The sequence below is a fragment of the Nocardia brasiliensis genome, assembly GCF_011801125.1.
In the GTDB taxonomy this organism is placed as follows: domain Bacteria; phylum Actinomycetota; class Actinomycetes; order Mycobacteriales; family Mycobacteriaceae; genus Nocardia; species Nocardia brasiliensis_C.
On sequence record NZ_CP046171.1, the window covers coordinates 3674335 to 3694101 of the forward strand.

Sequence of the window (19767 nt, forward strand, 5' to 3'; positions counted from 1 at the left end):
CGGTGTTCGGCCACATGCGTCAGAGCTCTCTCAACATCGGGTCGCGGCGCGGTCCGACGGTGCGCGCGCGGAAGCTGATCAGGGTTGCCAATAGCTCGGCTTCGTACTCTTCGACCGAGGCGTAACTCGAGGCGCCGCGGGCGGCGCGCACCATCGACAGGTCGATGGCGTCGTTCAGCGCGACCTCGTTGGTCAGCGTGCGCCATTCCACCGAGGACAGCGAGGTGTCCTGCCCGTGGCCGAGCAGCATGTGACTGACCTCGTGCAGGGCGACGTGCAGTTCCACCGCCGGGTCCGATGACTGCCTGAGGAAGATCACGTCGTAGTCCTTGCAGGCCAACCACAATCCGCACAGTCCGACCGGAGCCGTTGGTGGCAACAGCAGTCGTACGATGCGGCGCCCACGCGTGCGTTCGACGCACGCGATGAACTCCTCGATGGTCCAGTCCGTCGGCAATTCGAGACTGTCGACCAGCGCTTGCAGGCGAGCCCGCGTGGAGGTCTTGCCACGGGAGGGCTTCCACAGGAGAGCGGAGACCTTGCGCCGGAACAGTTTCAACATGTCACCTGCCTCCTCGTTCGAGTGAGGCGATCCGCGTCAGTGAGGTCCGACCCTTCGGCATTACCGCTGGTAAGAGCTGCTGCGTCGAGGCCGGTGGAATGCAGATCGTATGCGTTCACGATTTCCTCCCCCGAGCACCTGGAGATCCCACCTTGTTATCGCGCACGACAGCGGCATCGTTGCCACCGGCGCAATATTGTTCGTCGAAGGCGTCCGTTGCAACAGGAGCGCGACGTCCATTGCCCCGGAAGCCTTCAGCGGACCGGCATGTCGACACACATCGACTCACCATCGTCGACTTGCCGGGCTGGCATATACCCTACCTGTCACCCGGGCTTCGCGTAGCTGTAATTCCTTGGTCACAAGTTGCAGATTGTCACTTTGACCTGGGCTGATATGGGTGAAGAGTGAGGCAAGATTCGGAATCGCGGACGTGGTCGCGACGCGATCGGTCCAGGTGGCGCGGCCGCGGGTGAGCCGGCCGTGGGTGGTGGGGGAGTGCGCGCGGCGGCGCGAAACATCGCGGAGGTGAATGTCTTTCGAGCGCGCCCGCGCGGGACGGTCCGGCGCGCGAGCGGGCGTCGGTGCCGGTCGGGTCGGCGGCAGGCGGTCGTTCGAACCGCCGAGCCGCCGAAACAGCTTGTGTATCAATCGTGGTCGCGTATGGACGGCCCCGTGCCCGCATCCTCGGTTCGCCCGGCATGTGTCGAGGGTGCGCACGTCCATGACCCGCTTCCTCGCAGGTTAGGTCTGCGGATGGTCGTCTCGGTCGGACTCGCGCCCGGGGTGTGCGGGTTCGGCCGTGTTCTGCAATGCCTGTAGCAGACGATCGATCGCGGTCTTCGGGAACACCAGCTGGTAGCCCTCGGTGTGGCTGCGCGCGCGCTTCAACTCGATGCCGAGGCGGTCGAGCTCGGTGACGAGGTCGACCACCGACCGGTGTTTGCGGGCCAGGTTCTGCAGCGCGTCCACGCCGCTTTCCACGTCGTCGGGCACGACCGGCTCGGCGGGCTCGTCAACCGGGGGAGCGCCGAGGGTGGCGCCGTGATGCAGTGCCGCCGTGGCACTTCCGGCCGCCAGCCCGAGCGCCTCGAGCGCTCGGTTGTACTTCGCCTCCGTGGTGGCGCTTATCGTGTCTACCTGCCCGCTTTCGATTCGGGACTGAACATTTCGTGTCGGACCCCCGAGGTCGTGGATGTGCTGGTGCGTGATCAGCTCATCGGGAAGATTTCGCTGCCGGAACGCCTTCAGCTGCCGTCCGAACCGCTGTCCAGCCGACTCGACTCGTGTGCGGTTGACGGTCTCGCTGGCGCCCAACTCGTCGCCCATGGCAAGCACCATACCACTTGGCTGTGCAGAGCTGGTCATCATGCGCGCGCATGTCCTCTCATGTCCGGTCGCGAAGGAGCACCATAGCAAGATCATTCGCCGACGGCGCGCGGGGGGTGGAGTTACACTGCACGAGCGTGTGCATAGCGGGGATCTTGAATGCACACGAATGCACATCGATGTGTTGACATGACTGCTTGTGGTCGATAAATTCTGACCATGGGTGCGGATCTGGGCACCGGGCGTGAGGTGGGCACAAATCATGTGGACGTTCAGCACGATCAGCGCGACTCCCGATGATGTGCAGCCCTGTGCCACTCTGCTCAACCGCCTCAGTCTCGATGAATCGCCGGCTGCCCGGCGTGCGAGCGGCTCGGTCCGACCGCCGAGGCCTCGTTCCGGGGTGGCAGACGCCGGCCGGGAGTGCTATGCCGTCCGGCAATCCGCCGAAAAGTGCTCTGCGGGTGGCTATTTCGTAAGTGCGGTCATGGTCCTCGAGGGGGGAACATGACCGCGGGCCCGATGGTGGCAAGTGACGGTCGAAAACTCGACGATCACATCAGCCTGCCCGAGATCGTCGCGCACTCGCGATCGACGGCATGGTGGGGCGCTTCGCGCAGGCGAAGCGCGAATGGTCGATACGGATCCTGATCGGCTGGGCGAGAACAACACTCAGCGGTTGTTCGGCCTGGTCGATAGACGTGTGGTTACAAAACGAAGGTAATGCGATGGATTCTGTGCACAGCTCATCGATCGAGACCGAGTCGACCGCTCACGAGGGCATAGCCGTCGTGGGAATCGGTTGCCGGTTCCCCGGACGGGTTTCCGATGTCGATGATTTCTGGCAACTGCTGCTCGACGAGCAGGATGCCGTTCGTGAGGTCCCGGAGAACCGGTGGTCCGGCGCGGCCTTCTACGATCGCGATGCGGCGCGGCCTGGCCATCTGCGTACCAGGGCCGGTGGCTACCTCGAGGACGTGACGTCCTTCGATGCGCACTTCTTCGGCATCACACCGCACGAGGCGGCGCGGATCGATCCGCAACAGCGCCTGTTCCTGGAGACCACCTGGGAGGCATTGCAGGACGCGGGAATCGTGCCCGAGAGCATCGCGGGCACGAAAACCGCCGTGTACGCGGGTGTTTCGGGACATGACTACGGCATCATCCAGCTCAACCCCGAGAACCGCTACCTCATCGGTGGCCACACGATGACCGGTGTCACGAACTGTATTGTGGCCAACCGCGTTTCCTATCTGCTCGACCTGCGCGGCCCGAGCATGACGGTCGACACCGCGTGCTCGTCGTCGTTGATCGCGATTCACCTGGCGTGCCGCAGCATTCGCTCGGGCGAGGCATCGATGGCGATCGTCGGTGGCGTGAGCACCCTGCTCATCCCCGAGGCGACCATCGGCTTCAGCCAGGGCACCTTCCTCTCGCCCGAAGGCCGGTCGAAGTCGTTCAGTGAATCCGCCGACGGCTATGTGCGCAGCGAGGGTTCGGGCACGATCATCCTCAAGCCGTTGTCCGCGGCGCTGGCCGACGGCGATCGCGTCTACGCGGTGATCCGGGGCAGCGCGACCAATCAGGACGGGCGCACCAACGGCATCTCCGTGCCGAGCGAGGAAGCCCAGGCGCAGATGATCGCCGACGCCTGCCGCGACGCCGGCGTGCTGCCCGCCGACATCGGCTATGTCGAGGCGCACGGGACGGGCACCTCGGTCGGTGACCCGATCGAGGCGCGCGCACTCGGAAAGGCGTTGGCGCAGGGGCGTAACGGGCACGGCCCCTGCATCGTCGGCGCCGTGAAGTCGAACCTGGGCCACCTGGAGTCGGCCGCGGGCATCGCCGGTGTCATCAAGGCGTGCCTGGTGCTGACCAAGGGCGAGATTCCCGCGAATCTGCACGCGGAAGTGCCGAATTCGACCATCCCGTTCGACGAACTCGGCCTGCGGCTGGCGCAGTCGCGCCAGCCGTGGCCCGACAACCGGCCCCGCCTGGCGGGTGTGAACTCCTTCGGCTTCGGCGGCTCCAACGCCCACGTGATCCTCGAGGGTCCGCCGGAGGAGGCCGGAAACGCGTTGCCGGACAAGGCGAATGAAGCAGACAACGCGGTCGAGACGCAGGAGCCGGTGGTTTTCGCGCTGAGCGCGAAGACCAAGGACGCCCTGCGTGCCTACGCCGAGAGCTACGCGGACTACCTGGAGGAGCCGCCTGCGGCGGCGAGCCTGCCGGTCATCGCGGCCACCCAGGCCCAGGCCCGTGCGCACTACGACCATCGCCTCGCCATGGTGTGCGCCTGCACCGACGAACTGCGCGACGCACTGCGCGAGGTCGCACGCGGTTCGGCGCCGGAATCGGTGCGCACCGGCGTGAAAGCGCCCGCCGCACAGCAGATCGCGTTTGTGTTCTCCGGCCAGGGCCCGCAGTGGTGGGGCATGGCGCGCGAGTTGCTCGCGCAGAACGAGGTCTTCCGGCAGACCGTGCAGCGCGTCGACGCGGAGCTGAGCAAGTACGCCGACTGGACCGTGTCCGAGGAACTCGGGCGCGACGAAGCCGACAGCCGGATCGGCGAGACCTTCATCGCCCAGCCCGCGGTGTTCGCGGTACAGGTCGGTCTGGCGGCGCTCTGGCAGAGCTGGGGCATCGTGCCCGCCGCGGTGGTCGGCCACAGCATCGGCGAGGTCGCCGCGGCCTACGTCTCGGGCGGACTGTCGTTCGAGGACGCGGTGCGGGTCATCTTCCACCGCAGCCGGGTACAGCAGCAGGCCTCGGGCAAGGGCAAGATGCTCGCGGTCGGTCTGCCACTGAGCGAGGTGGAGCAGCGGGTCGCGGGGTATCGCGGCCGGGTCGCCATCGCCGCGCTCAACGGACCGCAGTCGGTGGCGCTGGCCGGCGATCCCGACGCGCTCGAGGAGATCGAGCGCGCGCTCGGCGCCGAGAAGATCTTCGCCAGGATGCTGCAGGTCAGCGTGGCCTTCCACAGCCATCACATGGATCCGCTGCACGACGAGCTGCTCTCCTCGCTCGAGGGCCTCACCTCGGGCCCGGCCACGGTGCCGATGTATTCCACGGTCACCTCCGAGATCGTGCCGACCGGCGGGCTCGACGCCGAATACTGGTGGCAGAACGTGCGCGAGCCCGTGCGCTTCGCGCCGACCATCGATCGCCTGATCGAGGATCAGCACCTGGCGTTCGTGGAACTCGGCCCGCACCCGATCCACGCGACGGCCATCGGCGAGCTGCTCGAACAGCGGCACGTCGAGGGGATCGCGGTCCCGTCGCTGCATCGCAAACAGAGCGATCGCGCCACCCTGCTGTCCTCTCTCGCGGCGCTCTACGCCGCCGGTTTCGACCCGTCGTGGGCGGGGCTGTTCGACGGGGTGGCCGGCCGCGTGCAGGTGCCGTTCTACCCGTGGCAGCGCGAAACCTATTGGCTGGAAACACCGTCCGCGCGTGAACGGCGCTTCCCCGCGCTGAACCACCCGCTCGTCGGCGAGGTCGGCCGGGTCGCGGACGAGCCGGACAAGCACGTCTGGGAGATCGTGCTCGATCCGGACCGGTTCCCGTGGCTCGACGACCACCGGGTGCAGGGCCCCATCGTGTTCCCCGGCGCCGCGTACCTGGACATGGTGCTCGGCTGCGCCGAGGACGTGTTCGGCGCAGGCCGGTACTCCCTGGAGAACGTCGAGTTCCGGCGCGCGCTGTTCGTCTTCGACGATCGTCCCGCGCCCGTCGTCCAGGTGGTGCTGACGCCGTCGCTGGACTACTCGGTGTACAGCAGGCAGGACGGCGACAAAGACTGGACCCTGCACTCGGTCGGCACGGTGCGCCGCGGCGCACCCGACACCGAGCTGCCGGTGCCCTTCGCCGACCTCGAGGCCGAATGCCCGCTGGAGATCGAACCGGCCAAGGTCTTCGCCAAGCTCCGCAACAACGGCCTGATGCTCGGCCCGACCTTCAAGGCGATCACCAAACTCGGCTACGCCGAGCTGAAGTCGCTCGGCCGGATCGACACCCCGGCCGCGCTCGCGGACGAGGCGCCGCGCCACGCGATTCATCCGGCGGTGCTCGACTCGTGCTTCCAGTCGCTGTCGATCTCGATGGGCAACGATCCGAACAACGAGGACAAGACCCTGTACCTGCCGGTCGAGGTGCAGCGGCTCAGCTTCTACGCGAAGGCGAGCGGCCGGGTCTACTGCTACGGACGCGCGCAGGTCAGCGAGGACATCAACTATTGCTTCGGTGATCTGTGGATCGTCAACGAGGACGGCACGCTCGTCGCCGAACTCGAGGGCTTCCGCGGCAAGTCGATCACCACGACCGCCGAGGACAGCGACGCACTGTTGCAGTGGCTCTATGAGTTCCGCTGGCACGAGGCGCCGGTGCGCACCAAGACCCGCATGCCCGCCGCGCTCGCCACGCCCGCGGCGCTCGACGCCGCGGTCGATCCGCTGGTCGAGGAGTTGCAGAACTGGTCGGTCAACCGGGAGTACCACGCGGGCACCGAGTCGGTGATGGACGCGCTGTGCATCGCGTTCGTGACCGAGGCGTTCTACCTGCTCGGCATGGAGTTCGCGGCGGGGCGTCGCTGCACCGTCGACGAACTCGCGGCCGAGATGCGGGTGCACGACAAGCATCGGCGCTACCTGGCCCGGTTGCTGGAACTGCTTGCCCGGCACGGGATCACCGAGCCGGACGGCGACGCGTGGCGGCTGCGTACCGTGCCCGAGCGGGTGGACACCCGCGCGGAGCTGGCCAGGCTGCAGGAACTGCACCCGGAGTGCGAGCCCGAACTGGCGGTGCTCGGTCGCTGTGGCACCGAGTTGACCGCCGTGCTGCGCGACGACGTGAACCCCATCGAGCTGATCTTCCCCGAGGACGAATTCCAGTCGGTCGCAGACCTTTACGGCCCCTCGTTCTCGTTCGGCAAGGCCAACCGCATCGTGAGCAAGATCGTCGGTGAGTGCGTGCGCGCGCTGCCGGCCGACCGGCCGATCCGGGTGCTCGAGATCGGTGCGGGCACCGGCGGCACCACCGGGTACGTGCTGCCCGAGCTGCCCGCGGACCGGGCCGAGTACGTGTATTCCGATGTCACACAGCTGTTCCTGGGCAAGGCGCGGCATCGGTTCGCCGAATTCGAGTTCGTCGACTATCGCGTGCTCGACATCGAGCAGGACATCGAGGCGCAGGGCTTCGACGCGCACTACTACGACATCGTCGTGGCCTCGAACGTCGTGCACGCCACGGCGAGCCTGAGCGCCACCCTCGCCAACGTGCAGCGCCTGCTGACCGCGCAGGGCATGCTGCTGGTCGTCGAGGCGACGGTGCCGCCGCACTGGGTCGACCTGACCTTCGGCATGACCGAGGGCTGGTGGGCGTTCAGTGATCACGAGGTACGGCCCGACTACCCGCTGATGGCGGAGTCGAGGTGGCGGGAGTTCTTGCCCTCCATCGGTTTCGAGGACGTGCAGATCTTCTCCGACATGGCGACACCGGAGCAGACCGGCAACTCGGTGATCCTGGCGCGCACGCCCGCGATCGATCTCGAACCGCACCAGCCGCGCATCGAGCAGGGTTCGTGGGTGGTGCTCGCGGACGCCGACGGCGTCGGCGATCGCTACGTCGGACTGCTCACCGAGGGCGGTGCGGCCGGCGTGGTGGTCACCCGCGGCACCGAGTTCGAGGAGATCGACGCCAACACCTTCCGGGTGCGGCCGAACAGCAGCGAAGACCTGCAGCGGGTGCTCGAGCAGGTGCGGGCGCGGGCAGGCGAGATCGCCGGCGTGCTGCATCTGTGGAACCTGGACTACGCGGGCACCGAGCTGAGCACCGAACTGCTGCCCGCCGTCGAGACCGAGGGCGCCTACAGCGTGATCGCGCTGGCACAGGCGGTCGAGGAACTGGAGTGGGACCAGGCGCCCCGATTGTGGATCGCGACCTCCGGTGCGCAGGTGCTCGATCGGGCCGAGCGGGTCGCGCTCACCCAGGTGCCCAGCTGGGGCATCCTGCGTGTGCTGTTGAGCGAGCACAGCAGCCTGCGGGCGAAGATCTTCGACTTCGACCCGGCGGCGGGCGCGGCCCAGCGTGCGGCGCAGCTGTTCCAGGAGCTGTTGCACGTGGACACGGCGGACGAGGAGATCGCCTTCCGCGGCGAGACCCGGTTCATCGACCGGCTCGAACACGTCTCGCTCGCCGAGTTCGAGGCCTCGGTCGCGACCCCGGCCCGCGTCTCGGATCCGACGCCGTTCGCGCTGTCGGTGCCCGCCGATCCCGAGATCGAGCAGCTGCGCTACGAACGGCAGCCGGTGCCGGTGCTCGGTGCGGGGGAGGCGGCCATCCGGCCGCTCGCCACCGGCCTGAACTTCCGCGACATCATGCTCTCGCTCGGCATGCTCTCCGACGGCGCGACCTTCGGCGGCTTCTACGAGAAGAACCTCGGCGTCGAGTGCGCCGGTGTGATCACCGAGGTCGGACCGGGGGTGGACGGCTTCGCACCGGGTGACCGGGTGATCGGCTTCGCCCGTGGCTGCTTCGGTTCCCTGGTCGTCGCCGACGTGCGTCGGGTCTACCAGGCGCCGGCCCGCCTGTCCGACGCCGAGGCGGCGACGCTGCCGATGGCGTACCTGACCGCGTGGTACGCGCTGGTCGAGGTGGGCAGGCTGCGCAAGGGACAACGGGTGCTGGTGCATGCGGCCGCGGGCGGCGTCGGCCTGGCCGCGGTGCACATCGCCCGCTCGCTCGGCGCGACCGTGCTGGCCACCGCGGGCAGCGAGGAGAAGCGGGAGTACCTGCGGGCACTCGGCATCGAGGCGGTCTTCGACTCGCGCTCGCTCGCGTTCGCGGACGAGATCAGGCAGCGCTACGACGGTGTCGACGTGGTGCTGAATTCCCTGCAGGGCGAGACGATTCCGAAGAGCCTCGAGCTGCTGCGCCCGCGTGGACGGTTCCTGGAAATCGGTAAGAAGGACATCTACGACAACTACAAGCTCGGCCTGAAGCCGTTCGGCAACAACCTGAGCTATGCCGCGATCGATATCGACCGGCTGCTGCTCGAGGATCCCGAACTGTGCCGCGAGGCGATGGTGGAGGTGTTGCAGCGCATCGGCGATCAGACGCTGCCCGCCCTGCCGCACACCGCCTTCGGTGCGGTCGAGGTCGCCTCCGCGTTCCGGTTCATGGCCTCGGCCAAGCAGATCGGCAAGGTCGTCGTCGAATTCGACGACGACACCGAGGTGCTCGTGCATCCGACGGTGACCGGGGAGCAGGCGTTCGACGGCGACGGGACCTACCTGATCACCGGCGGCTACTCCGGTTTCGGTCTGCGCACCGCGCAGTGGCTGGTCGACAACGGCGCGCGCACGGTGGTGCTGGTCGGGCGCCGGGCCCAGATCGACGAGGAGAACGAGGCGCCGATCGAGCAGATGCGCGCCAAGGGCGTCGAGGTGGTCCTGGAACGGGCCGACGTGTCGATCGAGTCCGATGTGGTCGGCCTGCTGGAACGGATCGCGGAACTGCCGCCGCTGCGCGGGATCTACCACGCGGCGATGGTGCTCGCGGACGGTCCGCTGGCCGGCATGACCGAGGAACAGTTCCTGCGGACCGTGCAGCCCAAGGTCGACGGCGCCTGGCACCTGCACAACCACACCCGCGATCTGGACCTCGACTCGTTCGTCATGTTCTCGTCGATGAGCTGGAACGTGGGTACCCCCGGCCAAGCGAACTACGCTGCCGCCAACGGGTTCCTGGAGGCGCTCGCCAAGCATCGGCGGGAACTCGGCCTGCCCGCCCTGACGGTCAACTGGGGCGCACTGGCCGAGGTCGGGTTCGTCGCGCGCACCAAGCTCGACACCCTGGCCCGGCTCGGCTGGACGCCGATCATCCCGGACCACGCGCTCGACTTCATCGGTCGGTGCCTGGCCCAGGGCGTCACGAGCACCAGCGTGTTCGGCGTGAACTGGTCGAAGATGAACCAGGTCATGCCGATCATCCGCAGCTCGCCGCGGCTGGCGCATCTGGCGCTCGCCGAGAGCGCGGGTACGGCGGCGACCGGCGGCACCGAGGGCCTGCGTGCCGAACTGCTCGAGCTCGACGAGCCCGCGCGGCAGCCGCGGCTGATCGAGGCACTGTCGCAACAGATCTCGCGGATCTTCGACATGCCGATCGACCGGCTCGCCCACGACGTGGCCCTGACCGACCTCGGCATGGACTCGCTGATGGCCGGGCAGATCCGCAACGCGCTGGCCAAGCATCTCGACATCGACTTCCCGACCATGGGGTTGATGCGGGGCCCGACGCTGGTCGAACTCACCGACGAGGTGCTGGCGCAGGTGTTCGGCGAGGCCAACGGTGTGCTGCCGGTCGCGTCGGAGAACGCGGGCACGCAACGCTGGATCCATACGGTGAAGGGACGCTCGAGCACCGCGTCGCTGCGCGTGTTCGCGCTGCCGTTCGTCGGTGGTGGCGCCTCGGTGTTCACGCCGTGGCCGAACTTCCTGCCGGACACGGTGGAAGTGGTGGGCATTCAGTATCCGGGTCGCGAAGATCGGGTCAACGAGGTCCCGTTCGACTCCATGCCCGCCTTCATCGAGGAGCTCGCCGACGCGATGCTGCCGCACCTGGATCGCACCTTCGCGATCTACGGGCACAGCATGGGCAGCCTGCTCGCCTACGAGCTCACCAAGTATCTGGAGCAGCAGTACGCGGAAGTGCCGCTGAAACTGATCATCGGCGGCTGGCCGTCGCCGGCGCTGGTCGAAAGCTATGTGCGCAACCTCAAGCACATTCGCGACGGCTTCGACATGGACCGCGAGACCGACAGCCGGGTGCTCGAGGTGTTGCGCGACAACGACCTGCTGAACATTCCGGTCGAGGACGAGGCCTCGGTGAAGCCGATGATGCCCGCGGTGCGGGCGGATCTGAAGATGCTCGGCGACTACCGATTCGAGCACGGCGTGGTGCTGCGGGCCCCGATCACGGTGCTGCGCGGCGCCGAGGACCCGCTGTTCGAGGTCGACCAACTGCAGGGCTGGGAAAAGCTGACCAGCGGCAGGTTCTCGCTCGAAACGGTCCCGGGTGGTCACCTGTTCATCCAGAACCCCAGCGCGCAGGTGATGCGGACGATCGCCGACGAACTGTCCGCCGAGGACCACTACCCGAGCTTCACCAGTCTCATGGATGGGCACTGAGCGGCTGCTCGGAACGGAGAGAGGCAATGAAACCGATGCAACGATACGACGTCGTGATCTGTGGCGGCGGGCTCGCCGGGTTGACCCTGTCGAGGCAGCTCAAGCGGACCATGCCCGAACTCTCGGTGCTGGTGCTCGAGCGCACCGGCGGTGACATCCCCGACGGCGCGTACAAGGTGGGGGAGGCGACCGTCGAAGGCGGCGCGCACTACTTCACCGAACAGCTCGGCCTCACCGGCTATTTCAACAAGCACCACCTGCACAAGCTCGGCCTGCGCCTGTTCTTCGGCGACCAGCACGGTCCGTTCGAGGCGCGGCCGGAGATCGGCGCGCGGCGCTTCGCCAGGGTGCCGTCCTATCAGATCGACCGCGGCATCTTCGAGCGTGACCTGCGCAGGGGCGCAAAGGATCTCGGCATCGATCTGATCGAGCAGGCCAAGGTCGTCGACGTCGATCTCGCGGCCGGCGACGACGATCACGTCATCACCTACGAGGTCGCGGGCGGCGAGCAGCGCTCGGTCCGGGCCCGCTTCGTCGCCGACGCCTCCGGGCGCGGCAAGCTGATCCAGCGCAAGCTCGGGCTCGGCGCGCCGAGCCCGCACAAGATCAACGCGGCCTGGTGGCGGTTGCGCGGCGAGTACGACGTCGAGGAGATGGCGGGGCCGACCAGCCCCACCTGGCGGCCGAAAACCCAAGAGCGCCGGTGGTTCTCGACCAACCACCTGATGGGCACCGGCTATTGGGTGTGGATGATCCCGCTGTCGTCGGGCAACACCAGCATCGGCATCGTCGCCGACGATCGCTACCACCCCTTCCGTACCTACTCGACGGAAACGAAGGCGCGGCAGTGGATCGCCGAGCACGAGCCGACGCTGGCGAAGTTCACCGAGCAGGCCGAATTGCTCGACTTCCTGGTGCTGCGCAACGCGAGTTACAGCTCCACGCAGGTGTTCTCGCACAATCGGTGGGCTTGTGTCGGTGAGGCCGCGGTCTTCCTGGACGCGTTCTACAGCCCGGGATCGGACTACATCGCCTACACCAACACGATCACGACCCGGCTGATCGAGCTCGACCGCAAGGGCAGGCTGACCGAAGACGTCGCCCAGTCCTACAACCGGCTGCTGCTCGAGGACCTGTGGCCGAACTATCTGCAGATGTATCACGACAACTACAGCATCTTCGGCCACGCGCCCGCCATGTTCACCAAGGTGATGTGGGATACCTCGTTCTACTGGGCGCTGCCCTCGCAGATGCTCTTCCGGGGTTTGCTCACCAGCCCGGACGCGGCGGCGGAGTTCCATCCGATCGCCTCGCGGTTCTTCGGCATACAGTCGCGCATGCAGGCCAACTTCCGTGCCTTCGCCGCGCAGGCGCCGCAGCCGGAGAAGTATCTGTTCGTCGAGTACAGCAAGGTGCCGATCTGCGCACAGCTGCATCTGGACCTGCTGACCGACAAGACCGCGACGCAGACCTTCGCCGACATGCGCCGCAATGTCGATCGCCTCGAGGCGTGGGCGGATTCGTTCGAACAGGAGATCGCCACCAGGATCGACCTGCCGCAGCGAGATCCGGCCGAGTCGGCATTGCAGGCGACGGCGCAGTAGCGAGGAGAGTGGCGAACTTGACCGAATTCGAAGGCCGGGTAGCGATCATCACCGGCGGCAGTCGCGGTATCGGTAAGGCGTTGGCCTTGGCGCTGGCGCGGCGGGGCACGGCCGTCGTCATCGCGGCGAAGACGATGGAAAGCGGTGGCCGGCTACCCGGCAGCGTGCCCGACACCGTCCGGGAGATCGAGGCATTGGGCGCGCGAGCGCTCGGATTGCGCTGCGATGTGCGCGACGACGACGATCTGAAGAACGTCGTCGAGCGCACGGTGGCCGAATTCGGTCGAGTCGACTTTCTGGTGAACAACGCGGGCGCGATGTGGATTCAGGCGGTCGAGGCGACCCCGCAGAAGCGCTACGACCTCGTGATGAGCATCAACTCCCGCGCGCCGTTCCTGCTCGCGAACTACTGCATTCCGCATATGCGGCAACGCAAGTGGGGACACATCATCAATCTGAGCCCGCCGCTGGACCCCGACGTGCTCGAGCACGTCGGCGGGAAGGTCGCCTACATGGCGTCCAAGCTGAACGCGACTCTGCTCGCGTTCGGCTTGGCCCAGGAGCTTGCGGGTGAGGGGATCGCGTGCAACGCGATCTGGACGCGCACCTTGATCGGCACGCTGGCGACGCAGAATCTCGGGCTCGGCAGTCCACAGGACTGGCGGACCGAGGACATCGTGGTCGACGCCATCTTGGCGGTGCTGGAACAGGATCCGGCGAAGTTCACCGGCAACGCGCTGGTGGACGACGAGATCCTGGCGCGGTTCAAGGGCATCGAGGATCTGTCCCGCTACCGGATGGTGCCCGAGCACGAGCCGACGCCGATGACCTGGGAGCGCTGGGACCGGCTCGCCGACGAAGCGCGCCAGAAGTATTTCGCCGCGGTGCTCGCCGCCGATCCGGCCGCCGCCGCGAAACTGTCGGGAGGCGCGTAGCGTGTCGTTGACCCATCGCATCCGGTCCTACGGGGTCCTCGCTCGGGGCATGCTCGAGGGCGCGGGTTCCCATCGCACCCTGGCGTTCGAATTCGAACGCCGCAGTGGGCGACCCGAGCACGCGGCGCAACCGTTCCTGCTCTACGCCGACGAGCGTTTCGACTACGCGGAGGCCAACCGCCGGGTCAACCGGATCGCCCACGCGTACCGCGAGGAAGGCCTGGGCAAGGGCGACGTGCTCGCCCTGCTGATGGAGAATCGGCCCGAGTTCATCTGGCACTACCTGGCGGCGGGCAAGCTCGGGATCGTCGTGGCCTTCATCAACACCCAGACCAGGGGTGAGGGGTTGGTGCACGCGCTCTCGGCGTGCGGTGCGAAACAACTGACCGTCGGTTCGGAATGCCTGCCCGCGTTCCTGTCCGTGCGCGAGCGCGTGCCCGCCGATCTGGTCGAGCGCTGCCGCGTGGTCAAGGACGAAAAGGCCTCCGCCGTGGGCGATGTCGGCGGACTCGTGCGGTTCGTGCCCAGCGCGAACAGCGCCGATCCGCCCGAGACGGCCCAGCATTCGCTCGCCGACACGGGCGCCTACATCTTCACCAGCGGCACGACCGGCCTGCCCAAGGCCGCGGTGATGAGCTATCAGCGGTTGACCTCCGTCGGCCGGGTGACCGGTGCGTTGGCCTGGCGGCTGGAACCGGGCGACGTGATCTACAACTGTCTTCCGCTGTTCCACACCAACGCGCTGGTGATCGCGCTGTCGAGCGTGATCGCGCACGGCTGCACGCTTGCCTTGGCGCGCAAGTTTTCCGCGAGTGCGTTCTGGCACGACATGCATCGTTACGAGGCGACCGGGTTCAACTACATCGGCGAGATGTGCCGTTACCTGGTCAACACCGCGCCGACCGAACACGATGTGGGACATCGCATTCGGGTGATCGTCGGCCAGGGTCTGCAAGCCGATGTCTGGGCGACGCTGCAGGCGCGCTTCGAGATACCCCGGATCGTCGAGCTGTACGCCTCGACCGAGGGCAACATCGCCACGCTCAATCTCTCCGGCGAGGTCGGCTCGGTCGGCAAGCTGCGCCTGGGCGGCAGGCTGGCGAAGTGGGATTTCGACCGCGACGACTTCGCTCGTGCCGACGGCCGCCTGATCGATTGCCGGCCTGGCGAAGTCGGCGTGCTGCTCGGGCCGATTCGCAAGCGCACGCCGTTCGGCGGCTACCGCGACGAACACGCCACGCGCGCGAAGGTGATCACCGACGCCTTCCGCGAGGGCGACGCCCTGTTCAACACCGGCGACATGTTCCGCATCGACGCGCAGAAGAACCTGTTCTTCGTCGACCGGCTCGGCGATACCTTCCGCTACAAGGGCGAGAACGTCTCGACCACGGAGGTGCAGGAGCAGCTCGTGCGCTGGCCCGGCATCGCCGCGGCGAACGTCTACGGGGTGCGGGTGCCGGGCCGGGAAGGCCGCGCGGGCATGGCGGCCATCGTGCTGGCTCGCGGTTCGCGCTTCGACGGTGTGGAACTCGCGTCGTATCTCGACGCGGTGCTGCCTCCGTACGCGCGGCCGGTGTTCATCCGAGTGTGCGCGTCACTGGAAACCACGGCGACGCTGAAACTGGCCAAACTCGCGCTGCAGCGCGACGGTTTCACGCCACGGGACGGGGAGCCCATCTATATCCGCGATGCGGGCGAGGCCGCCTACACCGAGCTGACGCCGCAGCGATACGCGGCGCTCATGCGCGACGAGCGAGCCACCCTGACCCTGGAAAGAACTGAGGGCCAATGACACTCGAAGAATCCTACGATCCGGCCGACGCACCGCTCGCGATCGAGCGCTCGGGTACCGGACCGCCGCTCGTGCTGGTGCACGGCGGCATGCCCGCGTCGTTGACCTGGGCGGCGCAGCAGGAACTCGGGCAACGCTGGTCGCTGCTGGTGCCGAGCCGGCGCGGTTTTCCGCCGAGCCCGCCCGCGCGGTGGCAGGACTTCCTCGCCGACGCGGACGATTTGGCCGAGCTCCTCGCCGAGGTGCCAGGGGGCGCGCACCTCGTCGGCTTCTCCTACGGCGGCATCGGCGCGGTGCTCGTGGCCGAGCGGCTGCCGCACCTCGTGCGGTCGCTGACCGTGATCGAGGCACCGCTGTGGCATGCCGCCCAGGACGACGAGTACGTGCGTGAATTGGCCGATCTCTCCGACCAATACGCGGCGAACCCCGACGACGCGGAGGCCGAGCGGAAGTTCTTCGCGGTGGCCGGTGTGGATCCGTCGATGCTCGCCGACCTGGGCGAAGACATCAGGCACGCCCTGGAATTCGGCAGGCGGCTGCGTTCGCCCCGCGAGGCCAAGCCCCGGTTCGAGACGATCGCCGAGGCGGGTGTGCCGGTGCTGATCTGCTCGGGCGAGCACAATCGCGCGCTCGATCGGGTATGCGATGCCGTTGCCGCGCAACTCGACGCGCAGCGGGTGCGGCTGCCCGGTGCGGGTCATGCCGTGCAACACGCCCCCGGATTCAACGCGATGCTGGAAACATTTCTGACAGCCGCGCAACAGCGCCGCGGCAATGGACGAGGAGGCACCAAATGAGTGATGACGCAACGATTCACGGCCACGAGAAGGTGCTCGAGTACACGGTCGAGCTCTTTCGCAGCTTCACCCCGCCCGGGGTGAGCCTGCAGCTTCCGCCGCCCTCGGCGAAGGAAATGGACATGCAGTTCGAGGAATACGTGCCGGGCACGTCGCTGACCGCGACCGTGGCCGCGCCGCCGAGCTACGCCAACGCGGTCGGGCTGGTGCAGGGCGGATTCCTCTCGGCGATGTTCGACAACCTCATCGGCCCGCTCAGCTACCTGACCGCGCGCGGCCCGACGACGACGCTGGAGCTGACGACGCACTTCATGCGCCAGACGTTCCCCGGGCAGCGGCTGCGGCTGACCGCGGTGGTGCGCAAGGCAGGCCGCACGGCGATCTACCTAGCCGCGGAAGCACATAGCGAGGACGGCAAGTTGGTGGCGACAGCGGTGTCCACCGTTCAGGTTCTGTCGATGCCGACTCCGTAGTCGACGGTCCACCTCCGCCACGGCGGAGGTGGACATCCTCTCTCAGCGAGGTTTGTATGCCCTCATTGCTCGAAGTCACAACACATTTCTTTCTGCAGGTCGCGGTCATCCTGGTGACCTGTCGCCTGCTCTGGCCGCTGTTCCAGCGGCTCGGCCAGGTTCAGGTGGTGGCGATCATGGCCGCCGGCTTCGTGCTGGGGCCCTCGGTGTTCGGCATGATCTGGCCGACGGGGCAGGAGTGGCTGTTCCCCACCACGCTGGACGTGGGCGGGTCCTCGATCACCCATCCGAATCTCTCCGCCATCTACGTGGTCGGCCAGCTCGGGCTGGTGCTGTACATGTTCCTGGTCGGCGCCTCGTTCAAGCTGGACATCCTGCGCTCGCATCTGGGCAAGGCCGGGGCGACCTCGCTGGCGGGCATCTCGGTGCCGCTGCTGCTCGGCGGGTTGGTCGGCGTCTGGATGGTGAGTAAGGGCGAATACTTCACCGAGAAGGTCGGCGCCTGGCAGGGCGGGCTGTTCGTCGCCTCCGCGGTGGCCATCACGGCGTTCCCGATGCTCGCCTGGATCATTCATGCGTCGGGCCTGCTGAACACCCGGCTCGGCACGATGTCGCTGTCGTGTGCGGCCGTCGACGACGCATGCGCCTGGGTCCTGCTGGCGACCGTGGTCGCGACGACGAAGGACAGCATGTCGGGCGCGGTGCTCGCGATCGGCGGCGGCCTCGGCTACCTGGTGTTCATGGTGGTCGTGGTGCGTCCGATCCTGAAGCGGCTGGAAGGCTGGACGCCGAGCAGCGGGGATTCCGAGCGCAGCGGCGGCATTCCGATCGTCCCGCTCACCGTCGTGCTGCTGGTTGTGCTGCTGGCCGCATGGTTCACCGACTTCGTCGGAATCTATTCGGTGTTCGGCGCTTTCGTGGCGGGTACCGTGATGCCGCGCGGCAAGTTGCTCGACGTGATTCGCGACCGGTTCGAGCCGCTCGTCGCCTACCTGCTGCTGCCCGCCTTCTTCATCTACTCGGGCCTCAACACCAAGCTCAGCTTGATCTTCGAGCCGAAGGTGCTGCTGGTCGCGGTCATCGTGATGATCGTGTCGTTCGCGAGCAAGTTCGGTGCGATCGGCCTGGTGGCCCGCTGGCAGGGGATGAGCTGGCGGGAGGCGGGCGCGATGGGGGCGCTCGCCAACGCGAGGGGTCTGATGGAACTGATCCTGCTCAACATCGGTCTCACCGCGGGGCTGATCTCGGGCCAGCTCTACACCGTCCTCGCGCTGATGACGATCGTGACGACCTTCGTCGCCACCCCGGTGATGCGGTTGTTCGAGCGCAGTGGCTGGAAACAGGGTGTCGTGTTCGGTCCCTCGGGCGAGGAGCTGCGCGAACCCGAGCAGGAGCACACGCCCGAGCCGGCGCGAATACCCGAGCAGCTCGCGCGCAATCTCCGGGTCGACGCCACCGATGGTTCGCCATGACCGTTGGATTCGGCTCGGATCAGGAGACCCAGGTGCGTATCGGCCGTCGTCGCCCGGTCGAGTGGTGCGGTTCCACCGTGGTGTCGCGGCGCAGTCTGCTCGTCGCCTCCGACTTCTCTTTCGCCCGAGCGGATTTCGAACGGGCGGTGGCCGGGCACGGCGGGTTCGCGTTGGCGGGCACGTGTTCCTGGCGTGAGGTGGTGGATCGGGCCGCGCGCTTGCGGCCCGACGTGATCGTGCTCGACGCCTCGGTGGCGCGTCTCGACGGGCTCGCCGCGACCGTTGCGCGGCTGCGGGATTCGGATCATTCGCCGATGATCACGCTGCTGGTGGAGCGCGGCGCCGCCAATGCCGATATCGCACAGGTCGACGCCGTGCTGGCCAAGGATCGCGGCGTGGAGGCGGTGCTCGAGGTGCTGGAGGTGCTGAGCTCGGGTGCGGTGCTGGCGATGGCGCCGCAGCCGAGCCGGATGCACAGCGGGCTGGCGCTGGACTACAAGGCGCGTCAGCGCCTTTCGACGCTGACCAAACGAGAACGGGAGATCCTGCGGCTGGTCGTGGACGGGCTGTCCAACCGAGAGGTCGGCTCTCGGTTGTTCATCAGCCCGGACACGGTGAAGGAGTATGTCAGCCGCATTCTCGCCAAACTCGAGGTGACCAGCCGGATCGAGGCCGCGGTCGCCGCCGTCCGCGCGGAGTACGACAGTGGCGATTGGTAGCCGGCTGGTATCGGCCCTACTGGGGCGCGGCCGCGACCGAGCGGATCGCGTCGGTCACTGCGGCCAGCGCCATCAGCCGCACCAGGTCGACGTCGGCGTCGACGGATCCCGTTGCCGCGGCGATGAATCCGTCGCCGTCGAACCGGCCGTGCGGTGGCGTCAGCGCGCGCGACAAACCGTCGTGCGCGCCCTGCGCGACGATGTGGCAGCCGACCTTGTCGAGCTTGGCGTTGGTGATCACGGCGCCGATGGTGGTGTGCATGCGCGCCGCCGACGCCGCGGAGATGACCAGATTCAACTGCGTGACCGAGTCCAGTGCGATCTCGGCGACGCCGTCATCGATGTCGCCGAACGCGTTGACCACGCAGAGCGCGCCGACCACCAGGTCGTTCCACCGGCGTTCGATGTAGGCGAGACCGCCCGGCGTGCGTGCGCCGGGTCCACGCCAGTGTCCGGTGTACGCGCCGGTGCCCGCCCCGACACGACCGGCGAGCACCTGCTCGCCGGTGCTGGCGTGGGCAGCCGCGTAGCCGCGTTCGGCCGTCGGCCGCGCCTTGGGATCGCCTGCGCTCAAATCGAACAGGGCAAGGGCGGGCACGATCGGCACCTTGCCGCCGGGCGTCTGCACGCCGCGGTCGTGCTCCTCGAGATAACGCATCACGCCGTCCGCGGCGGCGAGTCCGAACGCGGAACCACCGGTGAGCACGACCGCGTCGATGAACGGCACGGTCTTGTCCGGTGCGAGCACCTCCAGCTCGCGGCTGGCCGGCGCACCGCCGCGGACCTCACAGGACGCGACGGTGCCCTCCGGCAGCAGCAGCACCGTACACCCGGTTTCCCCGTGCGGATCGGACCAGTGCCCGACCCGTACACCCGGAATGCCAATCGTCATACCCACC

At 67.6% G+C, this 19767-nt stretch carries 11 protein-coding genes; 8 read left to right on the forward strand and 3 right to left on the reverse strand.

Features of this window, described 5'->3' with window-relative positions:
- Positions 1–19 precede the first annotated feature (19 nt).
- Entirely contained in the window at positions 20–562 is a 543-nt protein-coding gene (locus F5X71_RS16735) for a hypothetical protein (protein WP_167462802.1), read from the reverse strand.
- Between the two features lie 744 nt (positions 563–1306).
- The gene (locus tag F5X71_RS16740; protein WP_167462803.1) at positions 1307–1891 is read right to left on the reverse strand and encodes a hypothetical protein; all 585 of its coding nucleotides are present in this window, start codon (positions 1889–1891) and stop codon (positions 1307–1309) included.
- A gap of 728 nt (positions 1892–2619) precedes the next feature.
- Here F5X71_RS16740 and F5X71_RS16745 point away from each other — a divergent pair.
- The 8 genes from F5X71_RS16745 to F5X71_RS16780 are packed head-to-tail and all read left to right on the forward strand — an operon-like array spanning position 2620 to position 18868.
- Complete coding sequence (locus tag F5X71_RS16745; RefSeq protein WP_167462804.1) at positions 2620–11076, forward strand: type I polyketide synthase; 8457 nt, start codon at positions 2620–2622, stop codon at positions 11074–11076.
- A gap of 26 nt (positions 11077–11102) precedes the next feature.
- Entirely contained in the window at positions 11103–12680 is a 1578-nt protein-coding gene (locus F5X71_RS16750; RefSeq protein ID WP_167462805.1) for an NAD(P)/FAD-dependent oxidoreductase, read from the forward strand.
- 17 nt (positions 12681–12697) lie between these two features.
- Positions 12698–13615: an SDR family oxidoreductase gene (locus F5X71_RS16755; RefSeq protein WP_167462806.1), complete on the forward strand. Its 918-nt coding sequence runs from the start codon at positions 12698–12700 to the stop codon at positions 13613–13615.
- 1 nt (position 13616) lies between these two features.
- Positions 13617–15407, forward strand: a complete 1791-nt coding sequence (locus F5X71_RS16760; protein WP_167462807.1) for a long-chain-acyl-CoA synthetase — start codon at positions 13617–13619, stop codon at positions 15405–15407.
- Positions 15404–16204, forward strand: coding sequence for an alpha/beta fold hydrolase (locus tag F5X71_RS16765; RefSeq protein WP_167462808.1), 801 nt, complete (start codon positions 15404–15406; stop codon positions 16202–16204). Before F5X71_RS16760 ends, F5X71_RS16765 begins: the two co-directional genes overlap by 4 nt.
- Positions 16201–16677 carry a PaaI family thioesterase gene (locus F5X71_RS16770; RefSeq protein WP_167462809.1) on the forward strand — a complete coding sequence of 159 codons (477 nt, stop codon included), beginning with the start codon at positions 16201–16203 and terminating at the stop codon, positions 16675–16677. The genes F5X71_RS16765 and F5X71_RS16770 overlap by 4 nt, the downstream gene beginning before the upstream one ends.
- Positions 16678–16733: 56 nt before the next feature.
- Entirely contained in the window at positions 16734–18149 is a 1416-nt protein-coding gene (locus F5X71_RS16775; protein WP_167462810.1) for a cation:proton antiporter, read from the forward strand.
- Complete coding sequence (locus F5X71_RS16780) at positions 18146–18868, forward strand: response regulator transcription factor (RefSeq protein WP_167462811.1); 723 nt, start codon at positions 18146–18148, stop codon at positions 18866–18868. Before F5X71_RS16775 ends, F5X71_RS16780 begins: the two co-directional genes overlap by 4 nt.
- A 16-nt stretch (positions 18869–18884) precedes the next feature.
- Here F5X71_RS16780 and F5X71_RS16785 read toward each other — a convergent pair whose 3' ends face one another.
- Positions 18885–19760 (reverse strand): P1 family peptidase, encoded by an 876-nt coding sequence (locus F5X71_RS16785; protein ID WP_167462812.1) that lies wholly within the window; start codon positions 19758–19760, stop codon positions 18885–18887.
- Positions 19761–19767 lie beyond the last annotated feature (7 nt).

What these genes read in the sequence shown, in the direction of transcription:
- F5X71_RS16735 (WP_167462802.1), bottom strand. Translation starts at nt 562, where the DNA reads ATGTTGAAACTGTTCCGGCGCAAGGTCTCCGCTCTCCTGTGGAAGCCC.
- F5X71_RS16740 (WP_167462803.1), bottom strand. Translation starts at nt 1,891, where the DNA reads ATGGGCGACGAGTTGGGCGCCAGCGAGACCGTCAACCGCACACGAGTC.
- F5X71_RS16745 (WP_167462804.1), top strand. Translation starts at nt 2,620, where the DNA reads ATGGATTCTGTGCACAGCTCATCGATCGAGACCGAGTCGACCGCTCAC.
- F5X71_RS16750 (WP_167462805.1), top strand. Translation starts at nt 11,103, where the DNA reads ATGAAACCGATGCAACGATACGACGTCGTGATCTGTGGCGGCGGGCTC.
- F5X71_RS16765 (WP_167462808.1), top strand. Translation starts at nt 15,404, where the DNA reads ATGACACTCGAAGAATCCTACGATCCGGCCGACGCACCGCTCGCGATC.
- F5X71_RS16770 (WP_167462809.1), top strand. Translation starts at nt 16,201, where the DNA reads ATGAGTGATGACGCAACGATTCACGGCCACGAGAAGGTGCTCGAGTAC.
- F5X71_RS16775 (WP_167462810.1), top strand. Translation starts at nt 16,734, where the DNA reads ATGCCCTCATTGCTCGAAGTCACAACACATTTCTTTCTGCAGGTCGCG.
- F5X71_RS16780 (WP_167462811.1), top strand. Translation starts at nt 18,146, where the DNA reads ATGACCGTTGGATTCGGCTCGGATCAGGAGACCCAGGTGCGTATCGGC.
- F5X71_RS16785 (WP_167462812.1), bottom strand. Translation starts at nt 19,760, where the DNA reads ATGACGATTGGCATTCCGGGTGTACGGGTCGGGCACTGGTCCGATCCG.